General features: G+C 72.6%; 18 protein-coding genes and 1 pseudogene. 7 read left to right on the top strand and 12 right to left on the bottom strand.

From position 1 onward, the window contains the following. Positions 1–45 precede the first annotated feature (45 nt). Both AB0F62_RS10585 and AB0F62_RS10580 read right to left on the bottom strand, forming a co-directional pair. Positions 46–501, bottom strand: coding sequence for an SRPBCC family protein (locus AB0F62_RS10585; RefSeq protein ID WP_361795055.1), 456 nt, complete (start codon positions 499–501; stop codon positions 46–48). A gap of 273 nt (positions 502–774) precedes the next feature. After that, entirely contained in the window at positions 775–990 is a 216-nt protein-coding gene (locus tag AB0F62_RS10580) for a hypothetical protein (protein ID WP_361795052.1), read from the bottom strand. A gap of 364 nt (positions 991–1,354) precedes the next feature. On the opposite strand from AB0F62_RS10580, the gene AB0F62_RS10575 reads away from it, so the two are divergent. Then, complete coding sequence (locus tag AB0F62_RS10575) at positions 1,355–2,254, top strand: TIGR03619 family F420-dependent LLM class oxidoreductase (RefSeq protein WP_361795049.1); 900 nt, start codon at positions 1,355–1,357, stop codon at positions 2,252–2,254. 330 nt (positions 2,255–2,584) lie between these two features. Continuing rightward, a complete protein-coding gene (locus tag AB0F62_RS10570) occupies positions 2,585–2,815 on the top strand; it encodes a DUF397 domain-containing protein (protein WP_361795046.1) in 231 nt (76 codons plus the stop codon). A 423-nt stretch (positions 2,816–3,238) separates the two neighbouring features. Here AB0F62_RS10570 and AB0F62_RS10565 read toward each other — a convergent pair. From AB0F62_RS10565 to AB0F62_RS10550, 4 genes and pseudogenes are all read right to left on the bottom strand, one after another. After that, a pseudogene (locus AB0F62_RS10565) lies at positions 3,239–3,396 on the bottom strand (IS5/IS1182 family transposase); the annotation flags it as partial. Positions 3,397–3,470: 74 nt separating this feature from the next. Beyond that, positions 3,471–4,679, bottom strand: a complete 1,209-nt coding sequence (locus tag AB0F62_RS10560) for a hypothetical protein (RefSeq protein ID WP_361795043.1) — start codon at positions 4,677–4,679, stop codon at positions 3,471–3,473. Positions 4,680–4,926: 247 nt separating this feature from the next. Next, positions 4,927–5,778 carry an NmrA/HSCARG family protein gene (locus AB0F62_RS10555; RefSeq protein WP_361795040.1) on the bottom strand — a complete coding sequence of 284 codons (852 nt, stop codon included), beginning with the start codon at positions 5,776–5,778 and terminating at the stop codon, positions 4,927–4,929. 149 nt (positions 5,779–5,927) lie between these two features. Continuing rightward, positions 5,928–6,281 carry a carboxymuconolactone decarboxylase family protein gene (locus AB0F62_RS10550; protein ID WP_361795037.1) on the bottom strand — a complete coding sequence of 118 codons (354 nt, stop codon included), beginning with the start codon at positions 6,279–6,281 and terminating at the stop codon, positions 5,928–5,930. Between the two features lie 642 nt (positions 6,282–6,923). Between AB0F62_RS10550 and AB0F62_RS10545 the strand changes: the two genes are divergently transcribed. Beyond that, positions 6,924–7,874 carry an NADP-dependent oxidoreductase gene (locus AB0F62_RS10545; protein WP_361795034.1) on the top strand — a complete coding sequence of 317 codons (951 nt, stop codon included), beginning with the start codon at positions 6,924–6,926 and terminating at the stop codon, positions 7,872–7,874. A 265-nt stretch (positions 7,875–8,139) separates the two neighbouring features. Next, positions 8,140–8,601: a VOC family protein gene (locus AB0F62_RS10540; RefSeq protein ID WP_361795031.1), complete on the top strand. Its 462-nt coding sequence runs from the start codon at positions 8,140–8,142 to the stop codon at positions 8,599–8,601. Here AB0F62_RS10540 and AB0F62_RS10535 read toward each other — a convergent pair. Both AB0F62_RS10535 and AB0F62_RS10530 read right to left on the bottom strand, forming a co-directional pair. Then, complete coding sequence (locus AB0F62_RS10535) at positions 8,591–8,758, bottom strand: hypothetical protein (RefSeq protein ID WP_361795028.1); 168 nt, start codon at positions 8,756–8,758, stop codon at positions 8,591–8,593. The two genes, AB0F62_RS10540 and AB0F62_RS10535, sit on opposite strands and share 11 nt — an antisense overlap. Positions 8,759–8,885: 127 nt before the next feature. Next, positions 8,886–9,338 (bottom strand): MarR family winged helix-turn-helix transcriptional regulator, encoded by a 453-nt coding sequence (locus tag AB0F62_RS10530; protein ID WP_361795025.1) that lies wholly within the window; start codon positions 9,336–9,338, stop codon positions 8,886–8,888. A 236-nt stretch (positions 9,339–9,574) separates the two neighbouring features. Between AB0F62_RS10530 and AB0F62_RS10525 the strand changes: the two genes are divergently transcribed. Further along, complete coding sequence (locus tag AB0F62_RS10525) at positions 9,575–10,024, top strand: VOC family protein (RefSeq protein ID WP_361795022.1); 450 nt, start codon at positions 9,575–9,577, stop codon at positions 10,022–10,024. A gap of 671 nt (positions 10,025–10,695) precedes the next feature. On the opposite strand, the gene AB0F62_RS10520 is transcribed toward AB0F62_RS10525, so the two are convergent. Continuing rightward, positions 10,696–14,130: a CARDB domain-containing protein gene (locus AB0F62_RS10520; protein WP_361795019.1), complete on the bottom strand. Its 3,435-nt coding sequence runs from the start codon at positions 14,128–14,130 to the stop codon at positions 10,696–10,698. Positions 14,131–14,995: 865 nt separating this feature from the next. On the opposite strand from AB0F62_RS10520, the gene AB0F62_RS10515 reads away from it, so the two are divergent. Next, on the top strand, positions 14,996–17,059 hold the full coding sequence (locus tag AB0F62_RS10515) for a SpoIIE family protein phosphatase (RefSeq protein ID WP_361795016.1): 2,064 nt from the start codon (positions 14,996–14,998) through the stop codon (positions 17,057–17,059). Positions 17,060–17,170: 111 nt separating this feature from the next. Here AB0F62_RS10515 and AB0F62_RS10510 read toward each other — a convergent pair whose 3' ends face one another. Genes AB0F62_RS10510 through AB0F62_RS10500 form a run of 3 tightly spaced genes read right to left on the bottom strand, consistent with a single transcriptional unit; the run spans position 17,171 to position 20,191 of the window. Continuing rightward, the gene (locus tag AB0F62_RS10510; protein ID WP_361795013.1) at positions 17,171–17,971 is read right to left on the bottom strand and encodes an IclR family transcriptional regulator; all 801 of its coding nucleotides are present in this window, start codon (positions 17,969–17,971) and stop codon (positions 17,171–17,173) included. Positions 17,972–18,021: 50 nt separating this feature from the next. Next, positions 18,022–18,960, bottom strand: a complete 939-nt coding sequence (locus tag AB0F62_RS10505; RefSeq protein ID WP_361795010.1) for a hydroxymethylglutaryl-CoA lyase — start codon at positions 18,958–18,960, stop codon at positions 18,022–18,024. 1 nt (position 18,961) lies between these two features. Further along, positions 18,962–20,191 carry a CaiB/BaiF CoA-transferase family protein gene (locus AB0F62_RS10500; RefSeq protein ID WP_361795007.1) on the bottom strand — a complete coding sequence of 410 codons (1,230 nt, stop codon included), beginning with the start codon at positions 20,189–20,191 and terminating at the stop codon, positions 18,962–18,964. A gap of 288 nt (positions 20,192–20,479) precedes the next feature. On the opposite strand from AB0F62_RS10500, the gene AB0F62_RS10495 reads away from it, so the two are divergent. Continuing rightward, complete coding sequence (locus AB0F62_RS10495; protein ID WP_361795004.1) at positions 20,480–22,102, top strand: SLC13 family permease; 1,623 nt, start codon at positions 20,480–20,482, stop codon at positions 22,100–22,102. The last annotated feature ends 64 nt before the right edge of the window (positions 22,103–22,166 follow it).

The following is a 22,166-nucleotide window of genomic DNA, read 5'->3' as shown; positions in this document are numbered from 1 at the left end:
GAGGCGCGCCGTCGGGAGCGGAGCGCGCGGCGAGGGAAGTCGCGGTCAGGTGCCTCGCGGACCCGTTTCGTGCTCGCGCACGGCGATCCGGGCCAGTTTGGTCAGCATCATGCCGTTGCGGATCGCGACGAGGTAGTCGACGGGCAGTCCGTGCATGCGCGTTCCCGGGCCGCGCAGTGGGTGCCAGTCGAGGGTGAACAGGGTGTTCACGCCCCAGGGGATCAAGCGCATCGCGATGCGGGCGGCGCCGAAGGGATCCGCCTTGGATTCCAGCTCCAGCCGGCGCTGCGGCTCGCAGACGCGGACGACGCAGGTGTCGTCGAGGGTCAGAGGGCCGGCGCCGACGCGGACCTTGAGGCGCGCGCCCACGTCCGGCCAGTGCGGGTCCGCGTCGAGGACGTGTTGTGTTCCCGTCACCCACTCCCCGTAGCGGCGGCCGTCGGACAGCAGCCGCCAGACCTCGGGCGGCGAGCTCAGGATCAGTCGGCGGTTGCGCGCCATGCTCATCACGCTCCTGGAGGGGCACGGGTCGCGCCGAGGGCCACGGCGTGCCGTGGAACGGCGGCGCCCGGAACCGTGGCCGTGCCGGTTCGCGGTACCGCCGCCGTGGGCGCGGACTCCAGCCTCGTGCCGACCGTGCCGTGCGCGCAGTCCGGCAGGTCCGGACGGGTGGCTCGACCTGCCCGCCCCCGAACCGGGGCCCGCGGACGGCGGTGCACCCGAATCCGCCCGCGTCGGCGGAGGGTCCGGGCGGACACCCCGCCGGGGCCCTCCTCACCGCAGGAATGAACCGTGGGCCGCCCGGTTCGCGGCCGTGCGCACCTGGTGGGCGCGCAGCAGGAAGAGCCCGTTGAGCAGTTCGTCCGGGATGCGGGCGAGGACGGCCTCCGGTGCGGTCCCGGTGGTGCGGGCGAGGCGGTCCACCAGGCGTGCCAGTTCGTCGGTGGCGGCCTCCTGCGCGGGGCCGTGCGGGGTTCGGTCGGTGGTCATGCCCCAACGGTGCGGCCGGGCGCGGGGCCGCCCCAAGGCGCGGATAAGCGGCTAATCCCTGGTAAGTGGCGCCGCCGGGGGTGGAGGGGAGCCGGAGCCGGAGGGGAGCCGGGGCCGCGAGTCCGACCCCCGGGGTATGTACTTGACGTGGCAAGTATATTGAACTGTGTGTCGCTTCGCCCGGGTGGCGCGTCAGGGGTCGTGCGGGGCTCCCTCGCGGAGTGCCGCCTCGGCGTGTTCCGGGCCGGTTCGGCGAGGTCGACGACCAGGCCGGCCTGCCCGATCCGGTGCGGCGTGGCACGCGCCGTCACGAGACCGGCCGGCACCCATCCCCCCATGGCTCCCCGAACGAAGGACAGTGCAGATGCAGATCGGATTCGCGATCCCCTATCTCAACAACGCCGCCCACGAGGTGGACCGGGCGGCCGAGTTCGCGCGCGAGGCGGAGAAGGCCGGGGCGGCGAGCCTGTGGGTGGGCGACCGGAACTTCGTCCCGGTCCATCCCAAGGTCGGGGCCGGCGGCGTGGGCAACCACATTCCCGAGGTGTACCGGACGGCCGCGGACCCGTTCGTCATGCTGGGCATCGCGGCGGCCGTGACGGAGAGGGTCAGGCTCGGGGCGCACGTCCTGATCGCGCCGCTCTATCCGCCGGTGCAACTGGCCAGGAGCCTGACCACGATCGACCTGGTCAGTGGGGGCCGCCTGATCCCGGGCTTCGGTGTGGGCTGGTCCATCGAGGAGTTCGAGAGCGCGAACGTCGACTTCCGCAAGCGCGGCGCCCGGATGGACGAGTTGCTGGACGCGCTGGAGCTGCTGTGGACCCGGGACCCGGTGGAGTACCACGGCGCCCACATCGAAGTCCCCCTCCAGTACGCGCCGTTGAAGCCGGTGCAGAAGCCGCGGCTGCCGTTCTACATCGGCGGCTTCTCCGGCGCCGCGCTCAAGCGCATCGGCCGGCGGGCCGACGGTTGGCTTCCCGCGTGCGTGGTGCCGGAATACCTCGATGTGGACGCGGTGCTGGCCCAGCGGGCGGTGATTCACGCGGCGGCCACGGAGGCGGGGCGTGACCCCGGCGAGATCGACACGATCATGCGCGTCAACCCGTCCGAGGGTGTACCGGTCGGCCGGCTCGTGGACATCGTCAAGATGCTGGGCGAGCGGACCGGTATCGACCATTTCATGATCGAGAACATGACCGCTCCGAACGTCGATGCCACGTTGGAGGAGATGGCGCGGGTACTGGACCTCGTCGCGCGCGGCTGACCGCGCCCGCGGGGTCGTGGGCGGGAGGCGGACCCCGTCTCCCGCCCCCGAACACATCTGCCCCGCCCGCGATTTGCCACCGGGCCCGCCCGGCCGGGCCGGGTGGCGCGCATTTCCATTGTTCCCCGTGTGGGCATTCCGCCGGAGCGCTCTTCTCCCGCCGGCCGCGATGTGTCACCAAGCTTCTCGATTACCGTGCGTCGTGGCGGTATCGGTGTTCCTCCCGGGACCCGATCGGCGGTACCGGACTTGCCGGTTGCGAGGTGGGAACAGGAAGAGTAAGGGTGGGTGGGTAGGGAACACACATCCGAGCATCGAACGGAGCTTCTGATGCAATCGAGAAAGGCCGAACTGTACGCGCGCGACCTCAGCGAAGCACGCTGGGTCAAGAGCAGCAAGAGTTCCGGCCCATACCGGCCGGACTGTGTCGAGGTGGCGGAACTCGGCGACGGATCCGTCGCGGTTCGCGACTCGAACAACAAGGACATGCCGCCTCTGCGGTTCACCGCCTCGGAATGGGCGGCTTTCCGTGACGGCGTCCGTGACGGGGAATTCGGCTAGAAGGCATCGAATTTCGCGCGTGGTTGGCTGACTCGGTCGTTCCGGACACTGATCGGCCGGAATTCTCCCGGCCCCGGTGGTCCGGCCTCCCGGTCCCGTACACCCGAAGAACGCACCCCAGGCGGATCGCGGCGACACCGTGGGGCATGCCGTTCCGGGGAGAGGCGTCACAGCCCGTCGAGGCCGGAGTCGACCCGCACGGCGCCTTCCGCGAGCGAACGTCGTCTTCGTGGAGGCCGACATCACCGAATGACACCCGCGCGGCCGATGACAGCGGGCGAAGTGGCGGGGCGTCAACCAGACGCGGAACCGCGCTCGCAAGCCCTTGAACGCCGCGGGCCGGCTTGTGCCGCCCCTGGAACCGACCGCGGTACGGCGGCCTCGTGCAGCGCTTGGCGCGTTGCCCGGGGCCGCCGTGTCGGGTCGGCCGCGATACAGAAGTCGCCGCGACCTCAGGGTGGCCACCGCCTGCTCTCCGAGGTGCGGATCTCGGCGTGGGAGACGTTGACGGCACGCTGCCCCTTGGACAGCCGCTCCCCGCGGCCCCAGTAGGGCACGCGAATGGTGCCGCCGGATCCTCGCGACACCGTTTCGGCCGTCGAGGACCCGGACAGAGCGGCGTCTCCGCGGGCGCGGCCGCTCCCGGCCGACGGCGTCAGCGGCCGCGCTTCAGGCGAACGACGACGGGGGCGCCGAAGGGATCGCCGGACTGGTTGACCTGGACATGCCCGGCGCCCAGCCACTCGTCGGTGCCGGGTATCCGGTGGACCTCCGCCAGCCACAGCGACTGGTTCGACCCCTTGCGGGCACCGGTCGACAGGGGGAGGCGATGGCGTTTGATCTTCACGCACCGGCCGTCACCGGTCAGGAACCAGTTGCCGTGGAGGAACAGGCCCGTGTCGTCCTGCGCCACCGGGATCCGCCGGGCGCACCCGCCGGGTGCGGGCTGCTGCGCGACCCATTGGGAGCCGTCCCAGCGCAGCTGGATGAACTCGTCCGCGGGTTCCTCCCCGCCCTCGCCGTGGTTGAAGCTGTTCATGCCGTATGCGAGCACCTCACCACTGTCGAGCGCGATGACCCGGTTGAGGCTCGCGCCGGCCTCCGGCGGTATGGGCTCCGCGAACCGGGCTTGCGGAGTCCGCACCGGCTTCCAGGACGTGCCGTCCCAGTGCATCGAGGCGGGCTGGCTGTAGCGCTCGCCGGAGCCCTGTTCGGTACCCGGTCCGGTGGAACGGCCGCCGACTGCCCAGACGTCGTCGGGTCCCGCCACCGCCAGGTCGGATGCGGCGTACGGCAGCCGGCTCGCGGTCCAGCGAGTGCCGTCCCAGTGCTGGGCGGTATCGTTCCCGAGGAGGACCCAGATGTCCTCCGGACCCGCGGCCGCGAGGCGCTCGACTCTGCCCGGCGGAGGGTTCGGCACCGCTGACCAGCGGACGCCGTCCCACAGCGCCCAGGAGTTCACATCGGTGTCCGTTCCCGGGCTGTGCCATTCCAGCCACAGGGCACTCTCGCCGACCTCGTGGAGCACGAGTGGCGAGTCGGTGGTGCCGAACGTCTCGGGGAGGGGCCCTCGCTGCCAGCGCGTGCCGTCGAAGTGCAGCAACGGGCGGCTGGAGTCCCCGTTGTTCTCGATCGCGACCGCCCAGATGTCGTCCTCCGCCAGGGCGGCGAGATCGGCAAGACGTCCGTGGAAGTCGAAGACATGCTCGAACTCCCAACTAGGGGAGGCCATCGTGTCGGTGGAGCCTGTGGTCGGGGAGCCGGTCGGCTCCGAGTCCGCACTGCACCCCTCTGCCGCGAGCACACTGGCCAGGACGGCGGCGGCCACCAGCCCCCTGCGGATGACGCCCCTGGCTCTGCGCACGCCCACTCCTCCTTTGCGTCCCCAACCGGCGGGCAGCGTACCCGGTTCGGCACACGCACCACGCGGCATCCCGTGGTGGATTTCGTGGCTCACCGTCCCGAGCCGCCCCGCCGGCGCGGCGACCCGCGTCGTGGACTCCTGGGACCGGCCGGGGAGTTCGGCGGACGCCCGCATGGCGTCGCCGCCGGTGGGACCGCTGGGGCCCCATCGATGTGGTGGCCCCGGGCCCACTCGTGCGGCCCGTGTGTCAGTGGGCCGAGGCGAACGTGGGCCCTGCCCAGTCGGCGAAGCTGGTCCAGGCGATCTCCGGATGCGCCGCGTGGAGCGCGGGGATGTCGACGCGGTAGCCGGGCCCGTTCAGGAACGTCCACATCGCGTGCATGTCCGGATTGCCGATGGCCTCCAGCGGTACGTACTCATGCCGGACGTCGCGTCCGAGCGCTGCGCCGAGCGCCTCCGCCATCTGCGCGGGAGTGGGGGCGTCACTGGCCAGTTCGATGCGCTTGCCCGTGTAGGGCGCGGGGTTGAGCAGCACCTCGGCCGCGAACGCGCCGTGGTCGGCGCGGGCCAGCTGCTGCAGCGGCCGGTCGGCGGGGAGCGGCAGGTCGAGTACGCCGCCGAGGACGCGCTGCGCCCCGCCGAGGGCGTTGTCGAAGAAGTACGTCGGTCCCAGGACCGTATGGGGCACATCGCCCGCGGCCAGCGCGGCTTCGACGCGGGCCTTGCTGTCGAAATGCGGCACGCCGCCGTGCTGGTCGGCTCCCGCCACCGAACTGAACACCAGATGCGGCACGCGCTTGTCGCTCGCGGCCGCCAGGATGGCGCGCCCCTGGGCCACCTCGGCGTCCACCCCGGCCTCGAAGGGCGTCGTGTAGGCGAAGACCGCCGACACGCCCTCCATCGCCGCGGCCATGGACTCGCGGTCACCCAGGGACCCCGCCACGACGTCGACGCCCTGACCGGCCAATCGGCGTGCCGACTCCCGCTCCGGGTCCCGGACCATCGCCCGTACTCCGGCGCCGCGTGCCAGCAGGGCGTCGGTCACCGCCCTGCCCTGTCCACCGGTCGCGGCGAGCACCAGAATCGACTCGTCAACCATCGAAATACTCCTTCTGTGCAGGGATGTGTGGCAATGGAGCGTCAAGCGGCGTTACTCACCGTATGAGGACTTGGCGGGCGGTATGCGCAGGCGCGGCGACGCGGCGACGCGGTACGACCGCGGTCACGCCCCGCGAGGGCGGCCTCCGTTCACGCCTCAGGGGTGTCGCCGTTCTCGGCGTGGTCGAAGAACTTCATCGCCATGAAGCCGTGGGCGAGGCCGCCGCCCGCGCGCAGCGTCGAGGCGATCATGATGGTCTCGGCCAGTTCCTTCTGGGTCGCGCCGGCGGCGTGCGCGGACTTGGTGTGTGCCTCGATGCAGTAGGGGCACTGGGTGGTCAGTGCCACCGCCACGGCCATGAGTTCGGCGTATTTGGGCGGGATGGCGTTGTCGCTGCCCCGCATGACCTGTGCGTCCCACGCCGTGAACGCCTTGAAGGCCTCGGGGGCGCCGGCGCGGATGTGCCTGGCGTACTGGTGGTCGGTGTGCTCGTGGTACGACATGGCTGCGCTCCTGTGGTGTCGGGAGGGGCGGGTCGGGACCGCGGAACGCTCTCGCGGCCCGCGACCGGCTGGGCGAACGCGAAGCCGGCTCCGATGTGCTCGGGGGAGGGATCGGCGACGCGGCTCGGCTCGCCTGTGAGCTCTCCGGTGGGGGAGCCGTCAGCGTGCGGCCCGGGCGGGGCCGACGCGGCAGGGGCCGGCACCGGGCCGGGAAGGCCGTTCGAGCCGGCCGCGCCGGCGCTGCGCGGCGGACGGCCGAGGTGCGGTGGGCACCGGGGCTGCGACCACCGGGTGCCTCGGTGCGGAACGACGGCGGGGTCCGCTCGTCCGCGGGGGCTCAGTGGTCACGTTCCGTCCTCGTGGGCTGATTCATGGGCCACTGCCGGTGCACGGCGGGTGGCCCCCTTCTCCAGACATGACCGCCGACTCCGGCGCGGTGTGACAGGGGTGTGAGCAGCCGGGCGGCAGGCCACCGGGCCGTGGGAGGGATCTTTCCGACGAGAGGGAAGTGGCCCATGCCATTACCTTGGAACTGGCCCAGGCGGTGGGGTCACCCGGGACGTAGGTTCGAGATTCAGACGCAGTAGTGACGGCAGATGTCCGCAGTCCATCCGTAGCCCATCCCTGCAGTGAGGATCCGCCATGCAAGCCATCACCGTCCGTGACCGTGACGCGGGTGTCGGTGGGCTCGCTCTTACCGACCTGCCCTACCCCCACGCCGCCGAGAACGACGTGATCGTGCGGGTGCACGCCGCGGGGTTCACCCCCGGCGAGCTCGACTGGCCGGGAACCTGGACCGACCGCGCCGGCCGCGACCGGACCCCGAGCGTGCCCGGGCACGAACTGTCGGGCGTCGTCGTCGAGCTGGGCTACGGCACCACCGGCCTCACCGTCGGGCAGCGGGTGTTCGGACTGGCCGACTGGACCCGCGACGGGTCACTGGCCGAGTACACCGCGGTGGAGGCGCGCAATCTCGCTCCGCTTCCCGCGGACGTCGACCACACCGTGGCCGCCGCGCTGCCGATCTCCGGGCTGACCGCATGGCAGGGGCTGTTCGACCACGCGCGCCTCACGACGGGCCAGACCGTCGTCGTCCACGGCGCGGCGGGCGCCGTCGGTTCGATCGCGGTGCAGCTCGCGCACGAGGCCGGAGCGCGGGTGATCGGCACCGGGCGGGGCGCCGACAGGGACACGGTGCTCGGTCTCGGCGCGGACGCGTTCCTGGATCTGCAGGCCGATCGGCTGGAGGACGCCGGTGAGGCCGACGTCGTGTTCGACGTCATCGGGGGCGAGATCCTCGACCGCTCGGCGGCTCTGGTGCGCGCCGGCGGCACGCTCGTCACCATCGCCGGGCCGCCCACGGCCCGGCCCGAGAACGGGCGGGCGGTCTTCTTCGTCGTCGAACCCGACCGCGTCCGGCTCGCCGACCTCGCCCAGCGGCTCCGGGACGGACGGCTCAGGCTCGTCCTCGGCCCCGTACGGCCGCTCTCCGAGGCTCCCGCGGCGTTCGCCCCCGGTCGCCGCGTCCGCGGCAAGACGATCATCCGGGTGGGCGCGGCGCCCGAGGCGCCCGGCGTCCGCCCGGGGCGATGAACTGACGCAGGGCCGCTGACGATCCGGCGCCGCGGACGGGCCGCCCGGCGCCTTCGCGGTGCGGCCACCCGCGCCGAGACGCGTACGGCGAGCCGCTTCCGGGCGGCCGACGGTGAACCCCTCCGAGGGAGGACGGGCCGGGCGCCGCCGCCTTCTCCCCATTTCCCCGCGCACCCGACATGGGGCGCGTGCACGGCCGCGCGGCACGTACGGACGGTACGGGCGGCAGCAGGTCCACGCGCCCCGGCAAGAACAGGACACTCCGATGGAATTCAAGCTGGAACCACTCGTCGTGCTGCCCGTATCCGACGTCGGCCGGGCCAAGGCCTTCTACCAGGCGCTGGGATTTCGCCTGGACGCCGACTACACGCACGGTGACGACTTCCGGATCGTGCACCTCACGCCGCCGGGCTCCGACTGCTCGATCACCTTCGGCGAGGGCATTACCTCCGACGCGCCGGGCTCCCTCAAAGGCCTGTATCTCCTCGTCGCCGACATCGAGGAGGCCCGTGCGGAGCTCATCGACCGCGGTGTGGAGGTGAGCGAGGTGTTCCACGACGCCGTCAGACTCCTTTTCCACGGTCACAAGGCCGGAGAGGCCGTCCTCCACGCCGAGAGCGGCGACCGGACGGCCGCACTGCGCACGGCCCGTGCCTCCTACGGCTCTTACGCCACCTTCGACGACCCGGACGGCAACAAGTGGGTTCTTCAGGAACTCAGCCGCTGACCTCGGCCCGGCCGCCCGAGAGCCGTGCGGACCGGGCCCCGGTGGCGGCCGAGGCGGCGCACAGGGCTTCCCGGCACTCCGGTTCGACGGCGGTCCTGCCCGGCGTGGAGGGCCGGAAGCCGTGGTGTCCCTCCTCCGGGGTCCTGTCGGCGGACACTCAGGATCGTGCGGGGGCAGCGGCGGTGCTCATCCCGGGTGCCGGGCGCCCCGGCCGCCGTCGGCCGCGCCCGGGGCCCGTGCGCGTCCGCCGGCCGGGGACGCCGGCCGGCGGAGGTGCGGGCGACTCACTCGGCCCAGGGGTCGAAGCCGCTGTCGAGGACTGTGGTGAGCGACGCGCGCAGCCCGGCCGCTTCGTCGGCCCCGAAACTCTCCTCGAACCGGTCCTGCACGCTCTTCCACAGCGGGAGCGCCGCCTTCATCCGGGCGAGGCCGTCCGGGGTGAGTGTGACGATCCGCGCGCGGCGGTCGGTCGCCGAGGTCTCCACGGTGACCAGGCCCTCCCGTGCGAGCGGCTTGAGGTTGGAGGCCATCGTGGTGCGGTCCATGGCGATCATGTCGGCGAGCCGGGTGATGGTCGTCTCGCCGTGGGCGTTCAGCTTCTGCAGGATGCTGAACTGCGTCGTACGGAGGCCGGACGGGGCCAGGGCCTTGTCGTAGGTCGCGCCCAGGTACCGGGCCGCCTTGCGCAGGGCCAGGCTGTTGCACGCGTCGCTGGGGTCTGCCGGGGCAGGCGTCATCGTTCCTCCAGTGCCTTCCGGCCCGCACACATGCGAGCACATCATCCTAACCGAGGGCGCCGCGGAGGCCGGGCGGCCGCCCCGGGGCGGGCGGGATCTTGCCGCAACGAGGATATGCGCATATGCTCGTATCTATCTGGTCCCGGCTCCGCCCGAAGCCTCATCCATGGCACCGAGCGGCGGACGCCGCCGCTTGGCGACCGGCCGGCTGTGCAAAGACAAGGAAGGGCGTACCCGTGGATTTCGACCTCATCGTGCTGCCCGTGTCCGACGTCGATCGAGCCAGGGCCTTCTACGAGGCGCTGGGATTCCGCCTGGACGTCGACTACACGCACACCGACGACTGGCGTGCGGTGCACTTCACGCCGCCCGGGTCCGACTGCTCGATCCTCTTCGGCAACGGGATGACCGACGACGCACCCGGCTCGCTCCGGGATCTGCACCTCGTGGTCCCGGACATCGAGGCGGCCCGTGCGAGGCTCCTCGGCCGCGGCATCGAGGTCGGCGAGGTGTTCCACGACGCCGCGGGGCTGCGGGTCCACGACCACAGGGCCGGGGAGGTCGTCCACCACGGGACGGACCGGGTGCGGACCGACCGTCCGGACGGCGGCCGCGCCTCCTACGGCTGCTACGCGAACTTCAGCGACCCGGACGGCAACAGCTGGGTGCTGGAGGAAGTCCGGTAGCCGGTCCCGGCCGCGAGCGCCGCGCGGGGCCGCCGACCGGATCGCATGGGGCGACCCCTCTCCGGATCCCGGGTGCGGCTCTCCCGCCGGGCCACGAGCCAGGACCGCGGGGCAGGACCACGAGCCGGGACCACGCAGTGAGGAACGCGTGCCGGGACCGGGGCGAGCGGCACACGCAGCGGCACTCGCGCAAGCCGGCCGTACCACGGGAATCGGGCCGCTACGAGAGGCGGCGCGATACCGCGTGACGGCGCAGCCGCCGCATCGAGGACGGCGGCCACTGCCTGGCGGCGGAGCGGCCGAACGCGCTCGCCGCCGAGCCGGAGAGGTTCTCCGGCTGACCACCGCCTCGCGTTGCCGCGGTGCCGTACGTCGGCATCGCGGCGGCGCGCGGGTGACCGGGGCCGCTGTGCGGGGCCGGACGGCCTCCCCACTGGTGTGGAGGTCGTGCCCTGACACCGGCTCCGCCGGCAGCCCCGGTCACCACCCCCTGCGAGCCGAAGCCGCACGGCACTTCCGCCGGCACTTCCGCGGGCCACCGCTCGCGCCGCCGTTGCCGAGCGCCACACGGCCGGTCACCCGGGTTCCGGACACCGGTCGCGCCGTCCGGGTGCGCGTCCCGGGACGCGGGGTCTCCGGCCGCCGTGGCGGAGCCGGAGACCCCGCCGGTGTCAGCTGCCCTTGCGGGCGGCGGTTCGCGCGGTCGGTGCGCCGGTGATCGTGAACTGCGAGCCCGGCTCGATCAGTACGTCGCCCTGGGCCGAGTTGGTGATCGTGACGTCGGTCAGGGTGGCGCTGCCGCGGGCGCCGCTCATCGCGAGGATGCCGGAGCCGTTGACGGACTTGTCGATACGGACGTTTGTGATCTTCACGCCGGGCATGGTGCCGCCGCCCGTCTTGAACTGGATGCCGTCGTAGGTGGAGTCGTGGATCTCGGTGTCCCGGATGGTCACGCCCGGGATGTCCGTGCCCTGGGCGAAGAGGGTGATGGCGCCGAACTCCTGCGCCTCGCCCCAGAACGCGCCGCCCGTGCGGTACAGGGCGTTGCCCGAGATGAGGGTCTGGCCGGAGAACGGGATCGGGTCGTGGTCGGTCGCGAGCATGATGCCCGGGTAGTTCATCGTGTCGGAGACGATGTTGTTCTCGATGGTGTTGCCGTAGCCGCCGTACACGGCGATGCCGTTGGCCCGCCACGGCAGCTGGATGGTGTTGTTGCGGAAGTGGTTGTCGTGGCCGACGTCGACGGAGGTGTCCTTGACGTACTTGCTGGCCCACACCGCCAGCGCGTCGTCCCCGGTATTGCGGAAGGAGGAGTTGTAGACGGTGGAGTTGCGGGTGCCGTTGGCGAAGTTGATGCCGTCGGCGTAGGTGTTGCGGATCCGTACGCCGGTGAACTCCAGCCCGTCGCCGGGGCCCCACAGTTCGGGGATGTTGGAGTAGTCGCGGCCCGCCCAGACACCGACGTTGGCGTGCTCGATCCACACGTTGGTGATCTTCGTGTCCTTGCCGAAGCGCCCGTTGAGGCCGACGCCGCCCTCGGCGTTGCCGTCGCCGCCGCGGATCGTGCCCGAGCCGAAGATGGCGATGTCGGAGATCTGGGTGTTGTGGTCGATGTCGAAGCCGAAGTTGCCCTCGTGCGGGTGGTTGATGCCCCCGGCGTTCTGCGGCGGGGTCAGGGTGTAGAGCTGGGAGTGCCACATGCCCGCGCCGCGGATGGTGACGTCCCGGATGCCGACCTGGTTGAACTGGCCGCGGTTCTGCGGGTCGTCGGTGAGGATCTTCTGCTCCTGCCGCCACTGCCCGGCCGGGATCCACACGCAGGAGATCTGGCCGTTCTGGTCGGCGGTGACCGCCCGCTGGATCGCGTCGGTGTCGTCGAGCCCGTCGCCGGGGACGGCCCCGTACTCGGTGATCGAGGTGCAGTTGGCCGGCTTGGACGCCGGGGGAGCGACCTGCTCCAGGTCGATCAGGTCGATGACGTAGTAGGCGGCCGAGTCGCCCGCGTCGCGCTGCAGGCGGAACGTGGTGCCCTGCGGGAAGGTCCGCGGCAGCAGCGCGTTGGACTCGTCGAAGAGCCGCCGCGCGTCGCCGCCGGGCCGGTTGGTGAGCCCCTCCGGGTCGTCGGTGCTCCCGTACAGCCAGCTGTGCTTGGACGACAGCGACAGCTTCTGCACGAACGTGCCGTCGGCGTACAGGCTGATGGTGGCCGAGGACCCGCCGCCGCCGGGGGCGTCGGGGATGGAGTTGCGCACCACGATGGAGTTGGTGGACGTGGTGGAGGTGAACTCGACGTACTGGCCGCCGGAGTCGAGCCGGACGGACCTGCGGCCGGAGGACTCGGTGGCGAAGTTGGTGTGCCCGAAGGTCCGCTTGGCGTCGGCGGTGAGCAGGGTGCCCGTGTAGCGGCCGTCCTCCGCCTCGTACTCGGTGTACGGAACGGCGGCGCCGCGGCCGACGACGAGGGACTTGGCGAGCACGTTGTTGTTCTCGTTGGTCTCGGTGATCACCCCGGTGGCGTCCGCGGTGGCGGTCAGGGTGGCACCGCCCGCGGTCGCCGTCCACGTGCCGCTGATCGACACGTTCACCGTGGCACCGGCCGCGACCTGGCCGGTCGTGCCGTTGAGCGTGGTGGATCCGGCCTGGAGCCGCGTCACCGATCCGGCCGCCGCGGCGGTCGTGCCGCGGTTGTGCACGCCGACGGTGAAGGAGACGGACGAGCCGACGGCCGGGTTCGCCGGGCTGGTGGTGATGGAGGCGATCTCGAGATCGGGGCCGGGGGCCTGGCTGACGACCAGCCGGTTCGCCGCGTTCCGGCTGTTGTTGGTGTCGTCGAGCTCGACGACCGTGTCACGGGGGTCGACCACCGCGGAGACCGCGTAGCTGCCTGCCGCACGCGTTCCGGTGGAGACGGCGACGGTCGCGGAGGCGCCCGGGTCGAGGGCGGGCACGGTGGCGCTGCCGGCGACCGTCCCCTCCACGCCGACCTCCACCGTCGTCGCGGCCGAGCGCGCGGTGCCGGCATTGCGGATCCCTGCGTTCACGGTGACCGGGTCCCGCTCCGACGGGGCGGCCGGCGACCAGTCCAGGCCGGTGACGGTGAGGTCGGGCGCGGGTGCCGCGGTGCCGACGACCTGGAACTCCGCGACCTGCCCGCCGGGCGCGCCGGTGTTGGAGAAGAACCGCAGCCGCACGTCGGCCCAGCGGCCGCTGACCGGGATGGTCACCGAGTTGCCCGTACCGGGGCTGAAGGAGTAGTCGGCGCGGTCGCGCAGCGAGGTGAAGCCGGTCTCGGACGACGCGCGGCCCAGCACCTGGATGCCCTGGGTCCTGGCGCCCCACACCGGGTCCGGGTTGAGCTTGACCACGACGCCGGTGACGTCGGCGGCGGCGCCCAGTTTGACGGTGAGGTCCGCCGGGTGGCCGGCGGCCTCCCAGTAGGTGGAGGTGGAGTCGTCGGTGGCGTTGGCGGCCACGTAGGTCTGGGTCGACGAGGTGGCCTCGACCGGCTTGTTGCGGGCGAGGTTGGTGCCGGTGGGCGGCGGGTCCGTACCGCCGCCCTCCTCGCCGTACACCTCCAGTTCGGACAGCTGAGCGGCGTTCCAGCCGGTGTTGCCCGTGACGTGGACGCGGACGTACCGGGCGTCGGCGGGGGAGGCCAGGTCGACGGTGACGGTGTTGGCCTGCGCGGGGTTGAACACCCGTCCGGTCGATGCGGCCAGCGTGCCGAAGGAGGATCCGTCGGTGCTGCCCTGGAGCGAGAGCGTCTCGGTCCGGGTCTCCCACCCGGACGGCAGTTTGAGCACCACCCGGTCGACGGCACGGGTGGTGCCGAGGTCGACCTGCACCCACTGGGGGAAGGAGCCGGCCGGCCCTTCCCAGTAGGAGGCCTGGGCGCCGTCGGTGGTGTTCGAGGCCGGGTACGCGCCGAGGGAACCGCCCGCCGTGGCGGGGCGGCCGAGCGCGAGGTTGACGTCGGCGGCCGCGGTGCGCGCCGCCGGCGCGGCCTGGGCGGTGGCGGTGAAGGGCAGGGGTGACAGCCCGACCGTTATGAGTCCGGCGAGGACGGTGCCGGACAGCGACCGTCGGCCGAGGGGTCTCCATCTCATGGGGATCCTCTATTCCGTGGGGGGTGGGGGAACGCGGGCGAGGCGGAACCGGGAGAAGCGGGGGAAGCGGGAGAAGCGGGGGAAGCGGGGGAAGCGGGGGAAGCGGCGGAACCGGGGGAAGCGGGGACGCCGGGATGCGGAGGTGGCGGGGGCCGGGACGGGGTCGTTCCGAGTCGGGGGAGCCGGTCCTGTACGTCAATTGAGCAAGATGGTCGACTTCTTGCGGAAACCGCGTCATCAGGTTTCTAGCGTGTCTCCGGTTTGTCAACGGGGCGTAATAACACGGCAGTTGTCGGGCGCGGCCGGCTTGCGCGCCTTGCGGAGGGCTTGCTCTCGGAGGGCGCGCGCAGACGTCCGGGTCACGTGGGACGACGTGGGGGATCGCCACCTGGACGAAGGATTCCTCCGCAACCCGGCTTCAGGTTGTACGCAATTTATTGAGCGATTTACGTAAGATCGCTGACCTTCGATCGGAGGTCGACTCCCGATGCGCGCGGGGACCGCGGCCGGCCCGGGGCCGGCCCCGGGTCGCGGGGACGCAGCGTGGATGCCGAGACGGCTGATCGGGCGTAACGTCCGGTTATGGGCGACGTGTGGTGTCACCGCTGTGGTGCCCGGCCCCCGAGCCCGCCGGGCTCCGCCCGTCGTCACCGCGGGCCCGCGCTCCGGCAGGAGGCCCGGCGCGCGGGGAAAGGCCCGGAGCCGGGCCCACCGGGCCGCTCCGGACGCCACGCACGGACGCGGAAGCCGGAACGGGACAGGGGCGAGCGCAGTGCCGCGGCATAAGGTCAGGCCCGCGACGGGCACAGGGCGGCTCGCCGGGCTGTTCGGGCGCCTGGTCAGAGCCACCGACACCGCGGTGGGCATGCTCTACGTATTGCCGCCGGGGGAGCGGGCGCTGCACCTGGTGGCACTGTCCGGGACATCCCGGAAGATCGCCGCCCCGTGGGTCCGGGTGGGCCTGGACGACGCCGTACCGGTGGCGCAGGCCGTACGGGAACGGCGGCTGGTGTGGGTGGAGGGCTTCAAGGAACTGGTCCGGCGCTACCCCCGGATCGGGCTCGTGGCCCCGTACGACTTTCTTCTGGCGGCCGCGCCGATCACCCACGGCGGGACGGCGTGGGGGGCGGTCTTCATGCTGTGGCCGATCCGGCGCCCGCCGCGGCTCAGCCAGGCCGAGCAGGAGATGATCGGCACCTTCTGCGACAGGGCGGGCAGGCTCCTGGCGCACCACGCCGAGCGCGGCGAGTCCCTCGTACCGGTCTCGGAGCCGCTGCTGCTGCCCCCGGTGCGCCGCCGTACGCCGAGCCGCACCGAGGCGCTGGGCGCCTACGACTTCGCCGAGCGCCTGCCGAGCGGATGCTGCTCACTGGACCTGGAGGGCCGGATCACCTTCCTCAACGCGGCCGCGGCCGAACTGCTCGGCACCGGTGCCGACGACCTCCTGGGCTCCCGCCCCTGGGAGCGGCTGACGTGGCTCGACGACCCGGTGTTCGAGGACCGCTACCGGGCGGCCGTCATCAGCAAGCAGCCGACCGCCTTCAGCGCCGCGCGCCCACCGGACCGGTGGCTGTCCTTCCGGCTGCATCCCGGCCCCTCCGGCATCAGTGTCACCATCACGCCCGCCTCCGCTCCGCGGGGGCAGCCGGGGAAGGGAAGGGAACAGCCGGCGGGTGCTCCCCCGGCCGGTCCCGGCGGCGCGTCGGAGCTGTATCAGCTGATGTATCTGGCCGCGACCCTCACGAAGGCCGTCAGCGTGCAGGACGTCGTCGACCAGGTCGCCGACCAGCTCGTGCCGGCCTTCGAGGCACAGGGCCTGGCGTTGATGACGGCGGAGGACGGGCGGCTGCGCGTCGCCGGCTACCGCGGCTACACCGCCGCGTTCATGACCCGCCTCGACGGCGCGCCGCTGACCTCCCGCACCGCGGCCGCCCAGGCGCTGACCAGCGGCACCGCGATGTTCTTCGCCAGCTACGACGACTTCCGCCGCGCCTATCCCCAGGCCCCCCGCTACGGCGAACGGAACGCCTGGGCCTTCCTCCCGCTGATCACCTCCGGCCGTCCCGTCGGGCTGCTCGTTCTGTCCTACGACCGCTCCCGGCCGTTTCCGCAGGTGGAACGGACCATCCTCACCTCACTGGCCGGACTCATCGCCCAGGCGCTGGACCGCGCCCATCTGTACGACACCACGCACCGGCTCGCCCGCACGCTGCAGACCGGCCTGCTCCCCAAGGAACTGCCCCGGATCCCGGGCCTCGAGGTCGCCGCCCGCTATCTGCCCGCCGGCCACGGCGCCGACATCGGCGGCGACTTCTACGACCTCATCCACTGCGGACCCCAGTGCGCGGCGGTCACCATCGGCGACGTCCAGGGCCACAACATGCAGGCCGCCGCGCTCATGGGCCAGGTCCGCACCGCCGTCCACGCCCACGCCACCACCCACGCCGCGCCGGGCGACGTGCTCGCCCGCACCAACCGCCTGCTGGCCGACCTCAACCCGGGCCTGTTCACCAGCTGCCTGTACGCCCACCTCGACCTCGCCGGGCAGGTCGCGTCCCTGGCCACCGCCGGCCATCTTCCGCCTCTGGTCCGGCACCCCGAAGGCCGTGCCGAATCCCTCCGCCTGACGCCGGGCCTGCTGCTCGGCATCACCCCGGACGCCGACTACCCCAGCACGGAGATCCCCCTTCCCCCCGGCACCGTGCTGGCCCTCTACACCGACGGCCTCGTCGAGGCTCCGCACACCGACACCGACCAGGCCGTCGGCCACCTCGGGGACCACCTCGCCGCGGCCGGCGACAGCACCGTGGACGGGCTCGCCGACGCCCTGCTGGAACACGCCCTGCGGACCGGCCCCGGCACCGACGACACCGCGCTCCTGATCATCCGTACGGGTCCGGCCGCGCAGAGCCTCCCGAGCGGTCGCTGAAGCCCGGTACGGTCATGCCCGCCGGGAACGGGCCGTCGGCGAACGCCCGTCCACCACCCCGGCCGGCACCCCGGCCGGCACTCCGGTCGCGGCGCCGGGGGGTGGCGCCGTTCAGGATCCGGTGGCGCCGCCGCCGCGGATGCCGGGGCGGTAACCGAGGCAGCGCGAGGCCTCCTCGGCCGCCTCGACGACGCAGGGGGCGAGCCGGCTGACGTCGGCCGGGGTCAGCCGCTGCGTCGGGGCGCCGATGCCGATGGCGGCCACCACCTCGCCCGTGCTGCCGAAGACCGGGGCGCTGATGGAGGCCGCACCGATGTCGCGCTCCTCGAAGCTCGCGGAGAAGCCGTTCCTGCGGATCTCCTCCAACTGGTCGTCCAGGAGGTCGATGTCCACCACGGTGCGCGGCGTGTGCCGGGTGAGGCCGTGGCCGACCGCGTCACGGCGGGCGGTGGGGTCGAAGGCCATGAAGACCTTGCCGGCCGAACCGGCGTGCAGGGACATCACCATGCCGACCGCGAACAGCCGCATCACCACGTGGTGGGCCTCGGCGAGCGACACCACGGTGCGGTGGGCGCCGTCGCGCACAAAAAGGCAGGCCGTCTCCCCCGTCCGGTCCCGCAGGCGTTGCAGCGGGGGACGGGTGAGCCGCACCATGTCGAGGCCGAAGGTGCCCGGCGCCGCCCACCGCACGAAGTGCAGGCCGATCCGGTAGGTGTCCCCGTCGCGGTCGAGGAAGCCCTCCCGCAGCAGGTTGTGCACCAGGCGCTGGCAGGTGCTCGCCGGGAGGTCCGTGGACCGTGTGATCTCCTGCAGATTGAGCTCGGGGCGCTCGATGGTGAAGCACTCCAGGATCTGGCGGATCTTCTGCAGGACCAGCAGCGGCGCGGTCCCCGCCTTCTCGCCCATGCCCATCACCGCGTCCTTCCGGCCGGAGCCCGTTCCGTACGACGACTCACGGTACGTCAGCAGGCGCCGGTGCCCGCCCCGATGCGCAGCGGCACCGGCGCGGTCGGCACGGCGGACAGCGCGGAGTCGAGCCGGTGGCCCAGCAGCACCCGCAACTCCTCCCGCAGCGAGGTGAGGCGCCGGACGTCGATCCCGGTGGCGATGCCCGCGTGATGGCAGAGGTTGACCAGGTCGTCGGTCCCCAGGTTCCCCGCGGCGCCGGGGGCGAACGGGCAGCCGCCGATACCGCCGAGCGCCGCGTCGAAGCGGCGCACGCCCAGCCGAAGGGCCTCCCAGACGTTCGCGGACGCCATCCCGTAGGTGTTGTGCAGGTGCAGGCCGAGGGGGAGTCCCGGGAGCGCCTCGTGTACGGCGGTGACCGTGCGCCGGATGTGCCAGGGGCTGGCCGCCCCTATGGTGTCGGCGAGATGGAGGACGCGGATGCCGAACCCGGCCAGCCGCCGGGCGAGTTCCACCACCGTGCCGGGATCCGTCTCGCCGTCGAAGGGGCACAGGAAGGCGGTCGCGATGGTCGCCTCCAGGCGTACCCGGGAGGCCGTCAGCAGGTCCACCGCCGGGCCGAGGCGGGCCAGCGCGGCGTCACGCGGCGCACCGGCGTTGGCGCGGCTGTGGCCGTCGCTCGCGGAGACGGTGAGCCGGACGTCGCGCGCCCCGGCCGCGATCGCCCGGCGCGCCCCGCGTTCGTTGAACACGAGCGTGTGCAGCAAGGCGCACTCCCCGGGCTGCAGCCGGGCCATCAGCGCCTCGGTGCCGGACATCTGCGGAACCTTCTCGGCGTTGACGAAGGAACCGATCTCCAGTGAGGTCAGCCCCGCCGCCAGCAGCCCGTAGGCCAGCCGCACCCTCTCCTCGAGAGGGAGGGCGACGGGCTCGCTCTGAAGGCCGTCGCGCAGGAGCACGTCGGTGATCACCACCTGGTCGGTCCCGGCGTCCATGTCACACCACTCCTCGTGCGTGCAGTTCGGCGCGGCGGTCCGCCCCGATGCCCAGTTCGGCCAGGACGGCGTCGGTGTGCTCGCCCAGGTCCGGGCCGAGCCAGCGCGTACCGCCGGGGGCCTCGTCCAGCTTGGGGACGACGCCGGGGAAGGCCACGTCCTGGTGCCACCCGGGAGCGATGGCGACACGGTGCCGCTCCAGCATGCCCCGCGCGGCGAACTGCGGGTCCTTGGCGATGTCGGCGGCGGTGTGGATCGGGCCGGAGGGGATCCCGCCCTCCTCCAGTCGCCCCAGCACCTCCTCGTACGGCAGTCCACCGGTCCAGGCCGCGATGGCGGCGTCGAGCTCGTCCGCGTGCCGCGCCCGGCCCGCACCGTCGGCGAGGCGGGGGTCGGCGGCCAGGTCCGGCCGGCCGATGACGGCCGTCAGACGCCGGAAGACCCCGTCGCCGTTGGCGGCGACGACCACCGCACGGCCGTCCCGGCAGGCGTAGGTGTTGGAGGGGGCGATACCCGGCAGGGCGCCGCCGGTGCGCTCGCGCTCGATCCCGAAGGCGTCGTAGTCGGGTGTGAGGGACTCCATCAGGGAGTAGACCGCCTCGTACAGGGCCACGTCGACGACGTCGCCGCGCCCGGTGGCCGCGCGGCGGTGGAGCGCGGCGAGGGCGCCGATGACCGCGTACAGGCCGGCGACGGAGTCGGCGAGGCTGACACCGACCCGGGTGGGGGGACGGTCGGGGTCGCCGGTGAGGTGGCGCAGGCCGCCGACGGCCTCGGCCACGGCGCCGAAACCGGGGCGGTTGCGGTAGGGCCCGGTCTGTCCGTACCCGGAGATCCGGACCAGGATCACGGACGGGTTGACCGCGCGCATGTGCTCGACGCCGAGGTCCCAGCGCTCGAGGGTGCCGGGGCGGAAGTTCTCCAGCACGACGTCGGTACGGCGGATCAGACCGAGGGCGACCGCGCGGCCCTCGGGGTGCCGCAGGTCGAGAGTGAGGGACCTCTTGTTGCGGTTCATCGCGCGGAACAGCAGGGAGGTGTCGCCCTCGTGCAGCCGCCAGCGGCGCAGTTCGTCCCCCACCCGCGGGCGCTCGACCTTGACGACGTCGGCGCCGAAGTCCGCCATGACGCGGCCGGCGGACGGGGCGGCGATGAAATTGCCGAGCTCCAGGACGCGGAGCCCCGCGAGGGCACCGGGCGATCCACCGTCCGGCTCGAAGGGTTCGGGCATCTGCCATCACCTCGTCAACCCATATCGTAATGTCCACTTCCATCATGTGGGTGGGCGGGCGTCTGGTCAATAAGTCCGATATACCCCTCTCGGGGAGTGAGATGCTCCGCCAAGGGCGGTGAAGTGGCGAGGCCAGAGCATGCGCGCGCATGATTCCGCATGGGGGAGTACCCTCATGGTGAGTTGCCGTCTCACTGAGAGCCGGTCGTCGACGAGCCCGCTTCCGCACCACGATGGGGCGCCTGCCCGTACTCGCCCCCCGGCGCCGTGTGTGCGAGGAGCGAGCGGATGTCCGAAGTCTCCGTACTGGCCAACACCGCCGCCGCGATCGTCGGCATCGTCGTGCTGATCGTCCGCTTCCGCGTGAATCCGGTGATCTCCCTGGTGGTGGGGTCGCTCTACCTCGGCCTCGCGACCGGCCTCGGGGTGGGCAGGACGCTCAAGACCATCACCACCGGCTTCGGCGACATCATGGCGGAGGTCGGCCTGCTGATCGCCTTCGGCGTGCTCATGGGTGCGGTCCTTCAGGAGATGGGTGCCATCGAGCAGCTGGTCGGCAGGCTGCTGCGCGTCTTCGGTCCCCGTCGGCTGCCCCACACCATGGCGCTCACCATCGGCACGCTCCTTCAGGCGATCTACCTCGACGTGCTCCTGGTCATCTGCGCGCCGCTGGCCCGGGCGGCGTCCCACAGGATCGGCCCGCTCGGTTCCGCCCGCATGGCGGCCGCCCTGGCGATCGGCCTCGAGAGCGGAATCGTCCTCATGGTGCCCGGGGTCGGCGCGCTCGCCCTGGCCGCGCTGCTGCACGTGCCGCTGGGCACGATGCTGCTGTGGGGCCTGGTGCTGATCGTCCCGACGGTCCTCCTCTCGGTCACGATCATGACCTTCCTGTTCCGTCGGGGGTTCTGGAACAGCGCCACCGACGAGGACGCCGCCGTCGCCACCGGACCGGCGGCTCCCGAGGCGCCGGAGAGGCGGTCCGCGGTGCCGGCGAAGGCCGCCGAGGCCGTCGAGGCCGTCGACATCGCGAAGGCGACGGAGCCGACGGAGCCGACGGAGCCGACGGAGTCGAAGCCGAATCCGAAGCCGAGGGCGGTCGGTGCGGCACGCGTGCGGGCCGTCGTCCCGGCCATGGCCGTCGTGGGCGGCCCCTCGGCACCGGGCCGTTCCCGGGGAGCGGCAGGTGGTCGGCCGCTCCAACGGCCCGCCGCGGTACGGCCGCCGACCGCCCGCACCCGCGCGGCCGTGACGAGCACCGGCGAGAAGAGCCCGAGCCTGCCGATGTGCTTCGCTCCGCTGATCACCGCCCTGCTGATGATCGCCGCGGGCGCGGTCGCCCAGGCCACCGGTGCTCGGAATCCGGTGCTCTCCTTCATCGCCAGCCCGGTGGTCGCGCTTCTCACCGGACTGGTCGGCACGCTGCTCGTCGGCAGGTTCGCCGTGGGGCGCGACCGGGTGGAACGCGCCCTGGTCCGCGGCTTCAAGGACAGCGGCCAGATCCTCATCCTCACCGCCGTCGGCGGCTCGCTCGCCGCCGTGGTGGCGGCGTCCGGCCTCGGCGGCTTCCTGCGCGGCTACTTCACCACGGGCGACGTCGCGCCCCTGCTGCTGGTCTGGGCGGTCGCCGCGGCACTGCACCTGGCGATCGGCTCCGTCACCATCTCCGCCATCACCACGGCCGGGATCCTCGCCCCCGTCGCACCCGGCCTCGGGCTCGACCCGGTTCTCGTCGCGCTGGCCGTGGGCGCCGGCTCGCTCTTCGCGGTGCACGTCACGAGCAACACCTTCTGGCTGCTGCAGTCGTTCATGGGCCAGACCAGCCGCGGCACGCTCAAGACCTGCACCGCCGGCGTCTCCGTGGCGTCGGTCGTCGCGATCCTGCTGCTCCTGCCGATGTCCCTGTTCCTGTGACGCCACCGAGGCCGCCGGCGGCAGGGCGGGCGCGTCCCCGCGGGGCGCATCGGGCCGTCGACGG

It is taken from the genome of Streptomyces sp. NPDC026673 (genome assembly GCF_040638135.1).
In the GTDB taxonomy this organism is placed as follows: Bacteria; Actinomycetota; Actinomycetes; order Streptomycetales; family Streptomycetaceae; genus Actinacidiphila.
This window is presented reverse-complemented; position numbering and strand designations above follow the sequence as displayed.